Here is a 13,623-nt window from a genome sequence, read left to right as displayed (position 1 = left end):
ACGAGCCTTTATTGTTTACGTTTAAATTTGTTAAGTGTTGACGCAATCACAAGGCTTGAAGCCCAAATGAATGTCGATTGAGTTAACCACCCAGTGACAGCGTGTAGATAGGGTTTAGCTAGTTCGTTGTTTGGGAAGACTAGGTCTGTGAAAGCCACTAAGAACACAATCCCCGAACCTAGCAAAGTAGCAGCAGCGTTACTCACTGCCATACGCTTAACGGGAGACGTAAAGAACTCACCCATGCGTTTAAACACGAGTACATCAGCAAGGCCACCAAGTGTTACTGCTAACAGAACACCCACGAAGATAGGTAAAGGCAGACCTAAGAAGGCCACACAAAGACCAGCTACCAGAAAAGAGCCACCTAACATTTGAAAGCTAACTTTCCTGAATGAACGTTTCTCTACCTCCGATTGAGCCTGAGTAAACGAGCGCAGCACATCCACTAATGGTACAAGTGTCAAAGCAGATAAAGGCATCCAAATAGGTACACTTGCAATATTAAACAAGTGGATAGGCTGTGATGTTAAAGCTTGAGATAGCACCGAAGCTGCAATGTACAGCACTAATAATGTGTAGTAATTAATGGGACTGCCCTCCTTTATTGTTGTTTACTGCCGCTAGGAACTCACCTAGAGCCGTTTTCTCTTGTTTGTTCTTTTCGTTTACTTGCACTTTTGAACGTGCAGCAGGACTCATACCCAACTCACCAAGCATCTTTAAGATAACCTTGGTTTTGTCATCTCGAATCTTGAGTTTTGGGTTCACTACGTCCTGCATGAATCCTGTAGCGGTTGGGAGCTTAACCATCACGCCCTCTTCGCGTACCGCTTGGTTCAGTTCAGCCCACTCTCCTAGTTCGTTCGAGAGAAGACCAACAATGACAGCATCAGCTTTAGTGATAATGTCCATATCAATTCCATAACCAACGATCTCTTGGAAGTAGACCAAAGCTTCTTCATTTAGAAATCGTGGGGTTTCTGGAGCTTCAATAGGTAGTTGTGGACGGTCTTCTTCACTTCCATGTACGGAAGGTCTATACGTCCCGTTAGCTTTCAATTCATGTATAGGTTTTGAGGGTCTACCCATTTATTACCTCCTTTTTTTGCTTAGAGAGTCTTTGACGGGCATCGGTAAGTTTCTGCAAACACTTCATGCTTAGTCCTTGAAGTCGTGCTTCTGCTTCATCAGAAATCATCATTAGCTTTCTATCTAGGTCTCCCTCAATATCCTTTACGGTACGTTGACGGTAAAAGCCTGACTGCACCTTGTGGTATATATCCTCAATGACTTCCCCTTCTAAAACAGCCTCAATACACCCAAACACAAACTCTTCAATCAAGACATCACGAGCACTTTTAGGTGGAGTAGATCCCCAATAATGCTCAACGAAACTACGCTGTAGTCTGAAAACACTTGCTGTCTGTAGCTTGGTCAACCCAATACGGCGACCTAACCAAACGTAGTAAGGTTTTCGATGTAATAAAAACATTAGCTATCTCCTAAATGCTTGATTTGGTTGATTGAAAATTTGACGAAAAGTAAACGACGTTTTGTGTAAAAATCACTCCGAGCCGCAATCGTGGAGAGCACAAAGGAGCTCCCACCCTCCCCCCTTGGTCTAAGTGGTTGATTAAAAAGGCTTTTGATTGATTTTCAGTTGAGGGAGCACCCACCCAGCGGGCTCGGTGCGTGTATCTGTGTGATTTTTAATAGAAATCTCTAAGGGATGCAGAGAGGTAGCGCTGTTTGCCCTCTCTATTGGTAAGGGAGGTTAATCATTAACCGTCTTACTGACTTGAGAAACGATTGTTCTCATCACTTCCTTCTCTATCTCGCTATTAGCACAGCGCAGCCCAGTGAAAAGTTCTGTAATAGTGACGCGCCCATCTTCGTAGCGTAACAGGTAGAAAACACCGTCATGCTCTACTGTTGCACCGTCTAAAAGTTCGACATTCAGCACCATAAAAACGCCCTCCAAAAAATAATTTCAAAAAAAATGAGAAAAAATCGTCTCATACCTGTTGACAGGATCATTGAGACAAATTAATCTCATGCCCATCAAAACGAACGAGCTTCTGAGGCCATCAACCTCATGAGCTTTTTGATAAAACACACACACAAAAAGGAAACAACAAATGAACACTAACCAAATCATCAAAGCACTAGAGACAGCATCTGAAGCAATGAACGAGAAGACAATCTGCATTCGTTTCTATGGTGTTGCTGAGGGTTGGGATTTTTGGCTAGACGCTCAAGAAATCGTTGAGGACTACGACAACAGCCTTGAAAAGTGGATCTCTGAGGCGCTTCAAACCGCAGGCTTCTCAGAAGAAGAAGCAGAGAAAGAAGCTGACATCATTCTAGGCCGTGATACCTGTGTGGTTGACGATGAAGGCGGCCTTGTGGGTTGCTTTACATCATACGCACACGGCTGGGGATACATGAACTGGGACGGCCTCAAAGAAGCGCTAGAAGCTGATCTAAACAAAGAGCTTGCCGTTGCTGCTCTTGAGAACGGGATTGAGCTATCAGAGCTTGAGGATCGCTATTTTGGTGAGTTCGGAGTCTCTTTAAGTACCTACATGAACAGAGACGAAGCAACTTCATTTGCTGAACACTACGCAGAGCAAACAGGATTACTTGAAGAGCTCCCAGAAACACTAAGGAACTATTTCGACTTTGAAAAGTTTGGCCGTGATCTAGCCTTTGATTTTACATTTGTTGATTCTGGACGAATCGAGAACATGGAGCGCATTTACTACGCTTTCCATAACTAAGAAACCACACAGGGAGGCGCAGAGCCTCCCATTATGAGGACTTTATGAAACTAAACAGCGCACAACTCAAAAGACTTATAAAAGCTTTATACAGCGATGAAACTGTTCAGAATGCCCTGATCACTGCGTTCTCTGAGCCTGTCCCAGTGTACAAGGTTGAGCAACTGTTTAATCAGAAGCACAACACGCTCAAATCAAAAATGAATAAGGTTAAGAAGCAAGCAGAGCTCATTGAGAAAGTGATGGACATTAAATGATCACTTAGACAAAAAGGTCTCATAATAGTATTGATTTAACCATTGAGATAAATTAATCTCATACACATCAAAACACACACACACAAAGGGAACGTTAATCATGCGTTACACACTAAACATTAAAACTTTTCACAACACTCAAGAAATCCGCCTGACACTACACGGCCAAAATGATCCTGTTGTCCTTCCTGTAAGCGAATACGGACACACAAAAGACGCTATCAATGAGTTTCTTTCTGTAAAGGGTCTACGCCTACACACTGAGAACGTTAACCAGCTTGTTAAGCGTCTGGACATTGTAGAAGCTAACGATGCTTATACATGGCTTATGGCTGATATTTTCGTAATCCCTAAAGACGCAAACAGCTTTATCATTGAGACAAAACTTAATGGTGAACTGTGGGATGTTAGAAGAGATTTCACAAGTATTGAGCAATGCTTGAACCACTTCCGAGAAAACTTCACACGCGAAAAACGTGCGCAGATCGAAACGAAGATTTTCGAATGTAACAAGCTAGGGAACATCGTTAACCGTTGGATCTCTCCTGTTGATGCTGTGAGCATGTTCAAAATGGAGGTTGTTCTGTAATGGTAGTTGTAACAGTTGATAACGGTCTTGAGCTTGCTATCTATCGTGACCTTGAGGTCAAAGCACCTAAAGGACAAGCAATAAAGAAACTCATAGAGATCATCACAAAGAATTAATTAAAGGCGTCCCTTGTGGACGCTTTTTTCGTTTCTAGCGTTTACCTCGCTAAGAGCCTGTAAGCCCTTCTAACGGTCTTGATCACAAGGCTATACCTTGCGCCCACCTCCCACCACCAAGACCAACACGCAGCGATACACGCCCTAGAATCAGGGGTTTAGAATAGCGTTGGCGTGTGTATCAGATTCTTTCTGTAAAGCCATATAAGACGCTTTAAGTGATTAACTAATAGGACGGTACTAGTTAATCCTTTAAAGAATCTTAGAGAGGCTTAGAGAAGCCATTCAGATAACTATGAGATCATTTTTTCTCGTAGTTCCTCCAAGACAGCCCACTATGAGACGATTTCGTCTGTAGAAACAGGGAGTTAAAGCCTCTATATTAAAACTTAGAGGCTTGAATCACTTAGACCTCCGCCACGTTACCGCACAGCTCCAAGACAGAAGAAAGACCGAGATCAAGTCGGCCTAGAGTTGCAAGTAAAAAGTTCTAAAAGTTTCTATAACGATCATCAGACTTAAAATCTAAGGAAAACCTAAAAGTGCTGTTTTTCCGCCCTCTTTCAGATCCAGCGATTTTCATTCGAGCTACTATTTTTAATTCTTGTTCTACGAGCTCTTGAGGTTTTCGCTACGTGACATGAACGACAAAGCGTCTTTAAGTTTGTCATGTCTAATCTTCTAGAAAAGTCGTCCTTAATCTCAACGATATGATCTACGTCCATGCCTGCGCGAATGAACCCATTGGACTTACAATCCTCACATAGCGGGTCTTTTTTAAGTTTGTTAGTGCGCAGTTCTTTCCATTTGGATGAACCGTAGAACTTCTTATACTTATCATCGTAACGCTCAGCAGAAGACCTTGCCCTGCTCTTAGCGTTTTCTTTACGTCTGTTTTCTTCTTGTATCTTGCAGCTGTTGCAGTAACGTGACGTGGTAACTTTCTTGCATCCTACCGATGCACATACCTTTTTCATTGGTTTGAGTCAAAGCTGTAGAAGTAAGCCCCCATATTAAAATGAAGGTTAATCTTCAGCTTCCTCTTTAGTAGCTGTATCAGTAGCAGGTTTAGTCTTACGTGTGTTCGCTACTTTCTTCTTTACTTGCTTCTTAGGCTTATCGCCTACTGGCTCAAGGAATTGCTTATAGGTTTCGTAGTGCTCCTCAGATACCTCAAAGACCATCCCTTGTTTATTCTTAACTTTCACCTTGTACCTCCTCCTTATTGGTTATTAGTTGTAGTTTTATACTCCTTTGAAAACACTTTGTTCTCGATCTTGTCTACCTTGAGTTCTAGCTCACCTTGACCGTCTTCTAGCAAACGGATACGAACCTCTTGATCACCCTGAAGCGTAACGACCTTATCTACCTTCTGGCTTATCTCTTGACGCTCTTTAGTGGCTAAATCCATACGCTCCTTCATGATTTCCGTGAAGGAGTACGTAGACATCATCCAAGTAGCAACTGGAACGATAACGATAGGAAGAAGGTCTCTTAACGTGATATTCATTAATAACCTCCTTAATTGACTGTTTAAGAACGTGGGTGTTTATATAGGAATACCTAATAACCTTTACGTCCTCTCTAATACGAAGGGAGGTTACTTTTTGAGCTTCTTTGAGGCTTATTCTGGAAGGAAATCAGAACTTAGTATAAACCCTCGCTCTCACTGCCTCCGCCAATTTCTTCACGTCTGGATAATCGAAAGCATCTACTTTCTGAGCTCGGCCTAGCAAGTGCATCATGTTAAACCAACGTTCGTGAATATCATGGAGAGTCTGAAGGTACTCTAACGTAACCCCTTCACCCTCGCCTGTGCGGTCTCGTTTTCGAATGCGCTCAAGACAAAGACGTGGAGGAGCTGACAGATACAAGTAGAATTCAGGCGCAGGAACACGTAGAACATGACCAGCTAGAGCATCAATAATATCTGGACGGTTTGCGGCCAAACTAAATAACTCCGTTGCGAATACTGAGCGTTCAACTACATGATACTTATCGCGGTCTAGTTGGTTTATACGATCTGCCATAAAGTTGGCAACATACAGCTGTAGCCTTGCTACGTTATCAGGCGTAGGATTTTCATAACGTTCCTTTAGTAACGATTGGAAGCCAGCATCAAACTCAATGCCTTCCTCCACCGCCTCCCATCCAAGTTCGTCAGCGAGACGGTGAAGTAAAGTTGACTTACCTACCCCAACGTTACCTTCAAGGGTAATATATGGCATTAACGGTTCTTCATCTCTTCTTCAGTTAGATAAATAATCTCTGTGCGTTCCGTTGGGTAAACAACTGGACAATCAATCTTTGTACCTTCAGCACCTAAAAGACCAACAGTATAAGAACGCCAATATACGTCTTGGTAATCTACGCGGTAAAGCTTCCCTTCGAACTGAAACACCAAGGTATTAAAAGTTTTACCTGATTTAACCTTCTCTTCATCAGAGATAATTTTAAAGCCTTCTAATTTACGATTAACAATGAGTTTAACTAAAGTATGTACCTTAAAAATCATTCTGTTTTCCTTGTTTGTTGAAAGGATCTCGCAGCACACGCTCCACAAGCAAATTAGCCTCATGTAATTTCTTTATTGCGATCTTTGCTTGTGGGTGTGAGTGAGATAAGTGACAACGCTGGAGGGACTTTAAAGCGAGCTGCCCGTGGTTCAGAGAAGAGAACAGCAAGCCTTCCTCATTTGCATTCCAGTAGTCAGGCATTAGATAGCCTTTTGATTTTGATAACAGTCTTTACGGTCTCTGCTAATGCCTCAAGGTCTACTTGTTTGCTAGAATCAACAACAGTGACTTTGCCAGCCCATTCGCCCATGTAAGCCCAATCTCGATGTGATTTCTCAACTCTCTTTAAGTATTCAAGTGGGATTGATTGTTCACACTCTCTACCACGCACTGCGATACGCTCAAGGCAAGTCTCAGCAGGACAATCTAGGTATAAGTAATGAAACGGTTGGGGAACATGCTTGAAGTTTTGAAGAGTCCATGTTGCAGTATCAGTATGGTTCTCAGCCAAGCAGAATAGAACTGCTCCTTGGAGGCTTCGCTCCATAATGTAGTTCTTATTTGGGTCGAGGTTCTTAACCAAACCCGCTCTATAATTCGCCAAATAAACCTGCATATCATCGAAGTCTTTCTTAGAACCAGAGGCATAAAAGGCAGCTAAACATTCTTGGAAACCCTTATCGGTTTCAATACCTTCTTGGATAATTTCAAAGCCCAATAGATCAGCTAGAGGCTTTAGGACAGTAGACTTTCCCGCCCCAATATTACCTTCAATGGCAATGTACAACTTTATCTCCTTTAAAACATACGCTTTACCTCACGTGCAAATTGACGATCTCTACGCTTTCTCTTGTTTTTCTTTCTATCAAGCTCTTCCATATCATCAAAACGCTCGCGCTTTTTAAAATAAGAAGGACGCATTTACTTACCCTCTTCTTGATTCACCTTTTGTTCACGAATTTCGTTCAAATTTACGCTTTCTGTAGCGGTTTTCAGTTTATTAACTAGGTTTTGAACCTGAGCTGCCTTATCTGTTTTTTCCGCTACTTTTTTACGTGTAGCTTCAATTTTGCTTTCAAGCTTTGAAACCTGTTCTTCTGTTTTGAGTGCTTTATTTAACTCACTAGCAGCCTCTTTCATCAAAGCTCGTATAATGAAATTCAATAAGCCTTTAAGAATAAAAGACACCATTAAACCTCCTGCTTTTCCATCATTACCTGCTTAACGTAACAAGCAGCATCTAATAACTCTTCGTATAGATCTTTAAGAGCGTCTCGGCCGTTATTACTCATTAAAGGGACGCCATAGGTATCCATTCCTTTTGCTAAACGATCTGTAAGGTCTTTCATCACTTCTGGGATCACAGCCTGAGACGTTAATGTTAATTTCGGGGATGGCTGCTCTGACATGCTCTCGTTCATGTTGAATTCTCCATTTTCATAATGTTTGATAATCTTTTCGGCTGACTTTAGTGAAACAGTCTTAACCTCTTCACGTTTACACCAATCTCCGTTGTAGACTGATCTGGGAACTCCATTGTCATCTAAAAAATACGGTTCATGTTTATTGACTGAGCTAGAAGAAGGTCTGAATAAGACATAACGTTTACCCACCTCCAAACCTTTCGGATTGCCCCACCAATGACGAAGCACAAAGCTTCCCAGACATTCAATGTTTAGTTCGGATGCCATAACTTCACCTTTTTGTTCTTAAAATCATAATCACTTGCTCGACAGATACGTGCGACCTGTGCTTGCTGTAACGCAGCAGATTCGTTAAGGCCAGCTTTCTTGAAGCAAGAAACAACCGTAGCCCATTTAGAAGGACTTTCGACCTTTCTCCATCTAGACTCACTGAGCCCTTTACGAGAACCTGACTTGAACACATGCTCATAAGACTCAAACATTAGGTTTTCTTTGAGCAGCTGATTGGCAGTCTCCATTCCAATAGAAGGACACCCTGAATATCCATCAGTAACGTCACCTGCTAAGGTCTGGCATAAGTGGAAATGATCGGCTTCTTCTGGAGAGTTGAACCAAGGTTCAAAGTCTTTAGCTGGGTTATAAATCCATGCTGGCAGAGTCTTCATATCCTTGTCTTCACTGATAATTATCTTGCGATGGTCAGGATAGAACTGATCCCAAGTTGCTAGAATTCCCATAACATCATCAGCCTCCAATGTTGGCCTAATGTATGTCTCATAATGTTCACTAAGGCGCTTCTTTAGCTCCTGTAAACCAACAGGCTTTCGAACATCTTTGCGGTTTTCTTTGTAGCTAGGTAGGACGGTTTTACGCCAATTAACACTATCCGTTAAACACATGATCACAACATCCAACTTCAACTCCTTTCGCAACTCTTCGATGCGTCTTTTGACACTATCGAAAGCCTGAGTCATGTTGGTCATTAAACAGACATACTCGTCACCGTTTTGGAGATAAACCTCTTCCATAGAAGACGCATTCGCCTGAAACGCAAATATATCTAAATCAAATAGTCCCAATTTAGGTATCTTACTCACCGAAAGTCTCCTTTAAGGTATTAAAAGCCCAAAGAGCTTCTGAGCAGCTTTTGAAGTATTTTTCAGTTTCTTCAATAGATCTCCAAATCCAGTATCGAACTTCAGCAAGTAGAACAATGTTGTTTTCTGTTAAGCAAAGAGCCCTCTTACCTCCGTCTAATAATTTATAATCAGTTACTATAGGAGTCATTCCTCCCGAAATACGAACGCACTCTTTCATTTATAAAAACCACGTGTATAAATTTTGTAAACGAAATAAACACCTAGAGTAATTGCGATATATAAACTAAGACCTAATAAAAGAGTCACGGTGTTTACAAGAATGGAAAATAAAAGCGTTGATAACGCTAAAAGGAATAAGGAGTTAAGGTACTTCATTGAGCTTAAATATAATTATCAGGGTTTAGACCTAATGCTTTACCGATCTCACGTAAAACGCTTAGTTCAGCTTCATCAATCTCCCCATCTGCATCTGCAATCTCGATAGCGATAATGAATGCTTCTTCTTTCTGAGCTTCGTCATTGTCAACGTCACGGATCTCTTTCATTAGTTTCATCTTGGCTAGACGCGCACCCGCTTCATACATAGCAGCGTACTTGTCGATGGTCTTGCCGATCTCTGAGCCAAAATGAGCTAAGTTGTCGTTCGCAGAGATAATGTTGTCTAGTTTCTCTAGCTCTGCCGTAGAGCAGTCACCATCAGCATGAGCAACCAAGACAGCAGCTGCTACGATAGCTTCCATCAGATCACGGTTTTCTACTTTGTGAAGTGTTACTTGTGCTGCTTTCGCTTTCTTCTTGAATAGACCAAACATTATTCAATACCTCTCTATTTGTTTTTAATTTGAATTAGGTTGAAGTGACTTCTTAATCTGAGAAGCCACCTGAAGACGAAGAATCTGAAGACGAAGAATCTGAAAACGATGAGCAGAAAGATGAAGAGGAAGAATCTGAAAACGATGAGCAGAAAGATGAAGAGGAAGAACTACGAATAGAACTTCCTCCACTAAAACTTTCAACATCTAAATGGCTCATTTCATTCCGCCAATAAAGAGTCTTCAAACTCCCGTTATTTGACTCTCTACGCTTCCGTTCTTTTTTCTTTCGGTCAAAAAAACCAAACATATTTAATTAACCTCTAGTGTGTTTCTTTCCATGATTTACCTATATCGAAATCAGCATCCAGACGGCAAACAAAACCAAAATCCTTCTCAACCTTGGTCATAGCCGCTTGGCATAATTGACCAATATGTTCAGCTATTTCTTTTGTTCTACACGCTATTTGGACTTCATCGTGTACCCATGCGCAATACATAAAGTCACCGTCAATACCGTGTTTAAATCCTTCAGCAATTGCTAATTTCTCAATTTCAACAATCCAAGCTTTACAAACTAAAGCACCTGCACCTTGTAATAAGGTATTTAAACTTGCGTGAGCAGAGCGTGTATAAATACGACGGCCATCAATGCCTTCAATGTGCCCTTGCTCTTTATGGAGCTCTTTACATTCATCAATTAGGTTCTTTAAAGCAGGAAGACCTTTCATAAAGTTCTTCTGTACTTCTTCACCTTTCAAAATGTTGCAGATCTTCTCTCTAGTCCAAGGCTTACCTTGACGCTTGAATCTGTTAATAATCGGCTTGTGAGCACCTTTAGCTTTCCAGTTGAGATATTCTTCTTCAGTCCATCCCACTTGCTGACCAGTTAGTTCAGCACCGCAGCCATACAAAAAGGCGTAGATAAATGTTTTTGCTTTCCGTCTAGCCTCCTCGTGGATTGGGTTGTGGGGATCTCTGATAGTGCCTTTAGGTATAAAGCCTGCTGCTTGAGCATTAGACCAATGGATGTCACCGTTAAGTACAACATCAATGTACTTACCGTCATCATAACGAGCCATGAAGTTAGCCAAACAGCGTAGCTCTAAGCCTGAAGCGTCCGAACCCAATAAGCACCAACCATCAGGGACAGTGAACAATTCACGGCACTCAGCCCCATATTCAGCACTACATGACGGCACTTGAGCCACGTTAGGAAAGCTATGTGTTGCTCGCCCTGTTACAGCTCCGTTAGGGTTAACTGAGCCACGAATGAAACCGTCAGGATGTACCGTGTTCAACCAGGCTTGATTACCATCGGCAAGCTGACCCAAACGCTTTTGAACGAGAAACCATTCAGCCATGAGACGGGCTTCAGGGAAGTCCAGCTCTTTTAGAATCGTTTCATCAACCTTAGCTTCACCGCTTGGAGTAAACTCTTGTGGAGTCCATCCACGATCAGTAAGAACTTTAATGATGTGTCTACGAGAGGACGGGTTGAAATCAACCCACTTCACCTTTGTGAAGGGAGCACCTTGAACACGTGATGCTTTAGTTGGATCTTTATAGTTAAGTGTACGTGATGGAACAAGCACACCATCAGATACCCACCACCCCCCAAAGGTCTCTATGAGTTTGTTGTATAGATACTCTCTGCGTCCAGCTAAGCGGCCTAAGAGCTTGATTGCTTTATCTTCATCAAACTTGAACCCGTTACGCTCTTGTTGAGCTAGAACCCAAGCAGCTTCATGTTCTAGAAGCATTGAACGCTCATAACCTAGTTGACGTATTTTTCGTTCTAATCGAAGGAACAGCTCAACGTTAACTCGAACGTCTTGCATACAGTAATCGCCCATCATTGGCGTAAATATACTGCCTTTCCATCGAGGGTCTTTCTTAGCGTCTTTAGGTTTGACCTTGGGGTCATAGACAGGTTGAGCAGGGTCTATAACAGGAGCGTATTCCATCTTCTGTTGTCCACCTAAGCGGATACCCCATGCCTCTAGGGAGTGAGAACCAAATGATTTACCTAGCGTGTATTTGCCAGAATTACGTTGGTCAATGTCTTTTATATTTGAAAATACGAGACGGCTTGCAACTAAAGTATCGAAAGATTTATCTTTAGGAAGTTCACAGCCAGTTAATTTTTTAATTACTGGATGGTCATATTTAATAATATTATGACCTAAAGTTAGGCTGGCTTTATTTAAACGTTCAAGGCCGTCTTTAATTGTGCCTTGAGTCATCATCACTAAAGAATCAGCATATAAAGCCTCTTCTAAAGTATCTACGTTAATAATTGCAATACAGTGAAGTTTAGTTACTTCTTCAATTAATCCGTCCGTCTCAATGTCATAACAAAGTCTTTCATTCATTAGAAATCTTCTGATTGAGAGTTTTGGTAAGTTTCACCTACTTCTGAAGCAATACCGTTTGTTGGGTCATATTTAATACGGGTAACTTTACCTACCCCTTTACCAAACTTTCTTCGCTTTAATTGGCGTATTGTTGTAATGCTTCGAATATTAATATCGTCTGCTTGTTGGTCTCGCTCAAAGCCATACATTGCGTGTGACCAGAAACCAATAGCTCGTGAACCTTTGAAGTGTTTAATACTTACACGCTGACCTTCTTCGTGTGATTTACCTTCAGGCGTTGATAAGTGAGAGACCAAATGAAATAGAACACTATGACGTTTCGCAAAGGTTGCAATATCAGCCATAATATCTTCTAGTTCTTTCTTCTCGTCTTTATCTCCACCTGTAGCTAATGCAGTAAGATGGTCAATGTAGAAGATCCGATAACCTTTACCGATTAGATAAAGAATCTTTACTTTAACCTTCTGCCAATCACAAAGACCGAAGTTGTCATAGATAAAGCAGCGGCCAGCGTATTTCTTATATGCTTTTCTTTGCGCCTCTAAATCTAATTGATCTGGATGCCCTGCTTCATAATAGAGACGCTTATCCGCCTTACCTCCAAGATATTGAAGTATTTCTGTTGGGTCATTCTCCATAAAGAACAAACCTACTTTTTGGTGTAAGTGTCTAATATCGAAGTCAGCCTGAGCACATAAGAAGTCTGTCTTACCTACCCCTGTACCTGCGCCTACTGTATGGATCTCTCCGAAATGACGACCATTACTAGAATCGTTCATGCCGTTGTAAATCCAAGGTAAGCCTTTAGGTAAGGGTTTAAGAGCAGCCTCAACGAGATCTTCAACTGGCAATAGACCATCAGGGCGATGCTCTTGAGCGTTCCAGATAGAGTTAACCAATTCTTCTGTACGACCAGCCAAAAGCATTTCGTTGGCGTCTTTGAGCGGTAAGTTCATTATCTTGACGTTATGGTCAATGAGCAGCTCAGCAGCCTCAATAGCTCCTTCACGCCCAACTTCGTCCATATCGAAACAGATAACGATTTCTTCAAAGTTACCTAGATAATCTAGGTTCTTCATAATGGTTTTCTTAACAGAATTGATACCATTAGGAAGGGAAACCACAGGATACTTGTTAGATTGCACCTGTGAGACGGTCAGCATATCAATCTCACCTTCAGTGATGATTAACTTGCGACCTCCTGAAAACAAATGAGAACCTATCAACTCACCTGTCAGCTTACCCTTAACGAGAAACTTCTTGTCCTCGGTGCGGATCTTCTGAGCTACTAATTCACGAGTGAAAGGATCTCGAACCTCAACGTATTGAACCCACTCACCGCCACTCATACGACCAATCTTGTAGCCGTACTTCTTGCAGGTATCCTCGCGGATTCCTCGCTTAGTTAAGGCACGTACCTCACCATCTAGAGGTTTAAATTCCTTACGCTGATTCGTTGAAGGTTCTTTAGGTTTACTTTGCTTGTTTGATTTCTTGTTTTGCTCATTGGTTGGAGGCTCGTAATACTTACAACCATTCGTAAAGCAATGAGCGTGACCGTCATCATAACGAGCTAAGTTATCTTTTGAGCCACATTCAGGACATGGCTCTTTACGTAAGAAATTACTTTCTTGAGCCATTGACGGAT

The 13,623-nt window shown here is 41.7% G+C and carries 22 protein-coding genes; 3 read left to right on the top strand and 19 right to left on the bottom strand.

What is annotated here, in order from left to right; translation table 11 throughout:
* Nucleotides 1-8 precede the first annotated feature (8 nt).
* The 4 genes from AB0763_RS06740 to AB0763_RS06725 all read right to left on the bottom strand — a co-directional run bounded on the left by AB0763_RS06740 (nt 9) and on the right by AB0763_RS06725 (nt 1,969).
* Nucleotides 9-548, bottom strand: a complete 540-nt coding sequence (locus tag AB0763_RS06740; protein ID WP_306099981.1) for a hypothetical protein — start codon at nt 546-548, stop codon at nt 9-11.
* A 37-nt stretch (nt 549-585) separates the two neighbouring features.
* Nucleotides 586-1,092 (bottom strand): phage terminase small subunit P27 family, encoded by a 507-nt coding sequence (locus AB0763_RS06735; RefSeq protein ID WP_306099980.1) that lies wholly within the window; start codon nt 1,090-1,092, stop codon nt 586-588.
* Nucleotides 1,085-1,495: a hypothetical protein gene (locus AB0763_RS06730; RefSeq protein ID WP_140367664.1), complete on the bottom strand. Its 411-nt coding sequence runs from the start codon at nt 1,493-1,495 to the stop codon at nt 1,085-1,087. Before AB0763_RS06730 ends, AB0763_RS06735 begins: the two co-directional genes overlap by 8 nt.
* A gap of 282 nt (nt 1,496-1,777) precedes the next feature.
* On the bottom strand, nt 1,778-1,969 hold the full coding sequence (locus AB0763_RS06725) for a hypothetical protein (RefSeq protein ID WP_306099979.1): 192 nt from the start codon (nt 1,967-1,969) through the stop codon (nt 1,778-1,780).
* Between the two features lie 172 nt (nt 1,970-2,141).
* Here AB0763_RS06725 and AB0763_RS06720 point away from each other — a divergent pair, with 172 nt between their 5' ends.
* The 3 genes from AB0763_RS06720 to AB0763_RS06710 all read left to right on the top strand — a co-directional run bounded on the left by AB0763_RS06720 (nt 2,142) and on the right by AB0763_RS06710 (nt 3,629).
* Nucleotides 2,142-2,783 (top strand): antirestriction protein ArdA, encoded by a 642-nt coding sequence (locus AB0763_RS06720; protein ID WP_306099978.1) that lies wholly within the window; start codon nt 2,142-2,144, stop codon nt 2,781-2,783.
* A 44-nt stretch (nt 2,784-2,827) separates the two neighbouring features.
* A complete protein-coding gene (locus AB0763_RS06715) occupies nt 2,828-3,040 on the top strand; it encodes a hypothetical protein (RefSeq protein ID WP_306099977.1) in 213 nt (70 codons plus the stop codon).
* 100 nt (nt 3,041-3,140) lie between these two features.
* Nucleotides 3,141-3,629, top strand: coding sequence for a hypothetical protein (locus tag AB0763_RS06710; RefSeq protein WP_306099976.1), 489 nt, complete (start codon nt 3,141-3,143; stop codon nt 3,627-3,629).
* A 679-nt stretch (nt 3,630-4,308) separates the two neighbouring features.
* On the opposite strand, the gene AB0763_RS06705 is transcribed toward AB0763_RS06710, so the two are convergent.
* From AB0763_RS06705 to AB0763_RS06635, 15 genes are all read right to left on the bottom strand, one after another.
* Nucleotides 4,309-4,722 (bottom strand): HNH endonuclease signature motif containing protein, encoded by a 414-nt coding sequence (locus AB0763_RS06705; RefSeq protein WP_368642858.1) that lies wholly within the window; start codon nt 4,720-4,722, stop codon nt 4,309-4,311.
* A 48-nt stretch (nt 4,723-4,770) separates the two neighbouring features.
* Nucleotides 4,771-4,953 (bottom strand): hypothetical protein, encoded by a 183-nt coding sequence (locus tag AB0763_RS06700; RefSeq protein WP_306099975.1) that lies wholly within the window; start codon nt 4,951-4,953, stop codon nt 4,771-4,773.
* A gap of 14 nt (nt 4,954-4,967) precedes the next feature.
* Nucleotides 4,968-5,255 (bottom strand): hypothetical protein, encoded by a 288-nt coding sequence (locus tag AB0763_RS06695; RefSeq protein WP_306099974.1) that lies wholly within the window; start codon nt 5,253-5,255, stop codon nt 4,968-4,970.
* 130 nt (nt 5,256-5,385) lie between these two features.
* Nucleotides 5,386-5,973, bottom strand: coding sequence for a deoxynucleoside kinase (locus tag AB0763_RS06690; protein WP_306099973.1), 588 nt, complete (start codon nt 5,971-5,973; stop codon nt 5,386-5,388).
* The gene (locus AB0763_RS06685) at nt 5,973-6,260 is read right to left on the bottom strand and encodes a hypothetical protein (protein WP_306099972.1); all 288 of its coding nucleotides are present in this window, start codon (nt 6,258-6,260) and stop codon (nt 5,973-5,975) included. The genes AB0763_RS06690 and AB0763_RS06685 overlap by 1 nt, the downstream gene beginning before the upstream one ends.
* Complete coding sequence (locus AB0763_RS06680; protein WP_306099971.1) at nt 6,250-6,462, bottom strand: hypothetical protein; 213 nt, start codon at nt 6,460-6,462, stop codon at nt 6,250-6,252. Before AB0763_RS06680 ends, AB0763_RS06685 begins: the two co-directional genes overlap by 11 nt.
* Entirely contained in the window at nt 6,455-7,048 is a 594-nt protein-coding gene (locus AB0763_RS06675; RefSeq protein WP_306099970.1) for a deoxynucleoside kinase, read from the bottom strand. The genes AB0763_RS06680 and AB0763_RS06675 overlap by 8 nt, the downstream gene beginning before the upstream one ends.
* Nucleotides 7,049-7,059: 11 nt before the next feature.
* Nucleotides 7,060-7,182 carry a hypothetical protein gene (locus tag AB0763_RS06670; RefSeq protein WP_306099969.1) on the bottom strand — a complete coding sequence of 41 codons (123 nt, stop codon included), beginning with the start codon at nt 7,180-7,182 and terminating at the stop codon, nt 7,060-7,062.
* The gene (locus tag AB0763_RS06665; RefSeq protein ID WP_306099968.1) at nt 7,183-7,452 is read right to left on the bottom strand and encodes a hypothetical protein; all 270 of its coding nucleotides are present in this window, start codon (nt 7,450-7,452) and stop codon (nt 7,183-7,185) included.
* Nucleotides 7,452-7,952, bottom strand: a complete 501-nt coding sequence (locus tag AB0763_RS06660) for a hypothetical protein (protein ID WP_306099967.1) — start codon at nt 7,950-7,952, stop codon at nt 7,452-7,454. The genes AB0763_RS06665 and AB0763_RS06660 overlap by 1 nt, the downstream gene beginning before the upstream one ends.
* The gene (locus AB0763_RS06655) at nt 7,937-8,782 is read right to left on the bottom strand and encodes an exonuclease (protein ID WP_306099966.1); all 846 of its coding nucleotides are present in this window, start codon (nt 8,780-8,782) and stop codon (nt 7,937-7,939) included. Before AB0763_RS06655 ends, AB0763_RS06660 begins: the two co-directional genes overlap by 16 nt.
* On the bottom strand, nt 8,775-9,002 hold the full coding sequence (locus AB0763_RS06650; RefSeq protein ID WP_306099965.1) for a hypothetical protein: 228 nt from the start codon (nt 9,000-9,002) through the stop codon (nt 8,775-8,777). The genes AB0763_RS06655 and AB0763_RS06650 overlap by 8 nt, the downstream gene beginning before the upstream one ends.
* A gap of 163 nt (nt 9,003-9,165) precedes the next feature.
* Complete coding sequence (locus AB0763_RS06645) at nt 9,166-9,597, bottom strand: TerB family tellurite resistance protein (protein WP_306099964.1); 432 nt, start codon at nt 9,595-9,597, stop codon at nt 9,166-9,168.
* Nucleotides 9,598-9,920: 323 nt separating this feature from the next.
* Nucleotides 9,921-11,972: a DNA polymerase gene (locus AB0763_RS06640; RefSeq protein ID WP_306099963.1), complete on the bottom strand. Its 2,052-nt coding sequence runs from the start codon at nt 11,970-11,972 to the stop codon at nt 9,921-9,923.
* Entirely contained in the window at nt 11,972-13,615 is a 1,644-nt protein-coding gene (locus AB0763_RS06635; RefSeq protein ID WP_306099962.1) for a toprim domain-containing protein, read from the bottom strand. Before AB0763_RS06635 ends, AB0763_RS06640 begins: the two co-directional genes overlap by 1 nt.
* Nucleotides 13,616-13,623 lie beyond the last annotated feature (8 nt).

It is taken from the genome of Vibrio sp. HB236076 (assembly GCF_040957575.1).
Taxonomy (GTDB): domain Bacteria; phylum Pseudomonadota; class Gammaproteobacteria; order Enterobacterales; family Vibrionaceae; genus Vibrio.
Note: the sequence above shows the minus strand (reverse complement) of the source record. Positions and strands in the feature narration are given on the sequence as shown.

Coding starts and splice junctions, on each gene's coding strand:
- AB0763_RS06645 (WP_306099964.1), bottom strand. CDS start 9,597: ATGTTTGGTCTATTCAAGAAGAAAGCGAAAGCAGCACAAGTAACACTT.
- AB0763_RS06665 (WP_306099968.1), bottom strand. CDS start 7,452: ATGGTGTCTTTTATTCTTAAAGGCTTATTGAATTTCATTATACGAGCT.
- AB0763_RS06725 (WP_306099979.1), bottom strand. CDS start 1,969: ATGGTGCTGAATGTCGAACTTTTAGACGGTGCAACAGTAGAGCATGAC.
- AB0763_RS06635 (WP_306099962.1), bottom strand. CDS start 13,615: ATGGCTCAAGAAAGTAATTTCTTACGTAAAGAGCCATGTCCTGAATGT.
- AB0763_RS06710 (WP_306099976.1), top strand. CDS start 3,141: ATGCGTTACACACTAAACATTAAAACTTTTCACAACACTCAAGAAATC.
- AB0763_RS06660 (WP_306099967.1), bottom strand. CDS start 7,952: ATGGCATCCGAACTAAACATTGAATGTCTGGGAAGCTTTGTGCTTCGT.
- AB0763_RS06705 (WP_368642858.1), bottom strand. CDS start 4,722: ATGAAAAAGGTATGTGCATCGGTAGGATGCAAGAAAGTTACCACGTCA.
- AB0763_RS06730 (WP_140367664.1), bottom strand. CDS start 1,495: ATGTTTTTATTACATCGAAAACCTTACTACGTTTGGTTAGGTCGCCGT.
- AB0763_RS06690 (WP_306099973.1), bottom strand. CDS start 5,973: ATGCCATATATTACCCTTGAAGGTAACGTTGGGGTAGGTAAGTCAACT.
- AB0763_RS06695 (WP_306099974.1), bottom strand. CDS start 5,255: ATGAATATCACGTTAAGAGACCTTCTTCCTATCGTTATCGTTCCAGTT.
- AB0763_RS06680 (WP_306099971.1), bottom strand. CDS start 6,462: ATGCCTGACTACTGGAATGCAAATGAGGAAGGCTTGCTGTTCTCTTCT.
- AB0763_RS06650 (WP_306099965.1), bottom strand. CDS start 9,002: ATGAAAGAGTGCGTTCGTATTTCGGGAGGAATGACTCCTATAGTAACT.
- AB0763_RS06670 (WP_306099969.1), bottom strand. CDS start 7,182: ATGCGTCCTTCTTATTTTAAAAAGCGCGAGCGTTTTGATGATATGGAA.
- AB0763_RS06640 (WP_306099963.1), bottom strand. CDS start 11,972: ATGAATGAAAGACTTTGTTATGACATTGAGACGGACGGATTAATTGAA.
- AB0763_RS06715 (WP_306099977.1), top strand. CDS start 2,828: ATGAAACTAAACAGCGCACAACTCAAAAGACTTATAAAAGCTTTATAC.
- AB0763_RS06735 (WP_306099980.1), bottom strand. CDS start 1,092: ATGGGTAGACCCTCAAAACCTATACATGAATTGAAAGCTAACGGGACG.
- AB0763_RS06720 (WP_306099978.1), top strand. CDS start 2,142: ATGAACACTAACCAAATCATCAAAGCACTAGAGACAGCATCTGAAGCA.
- AB0763_RS06685 (WP_306099972.1), bottom strand. CDS start 6,260: ATGATTTTTAAGGTACATACTTTAGTTAAACTCATTGTTAATCGTAAA.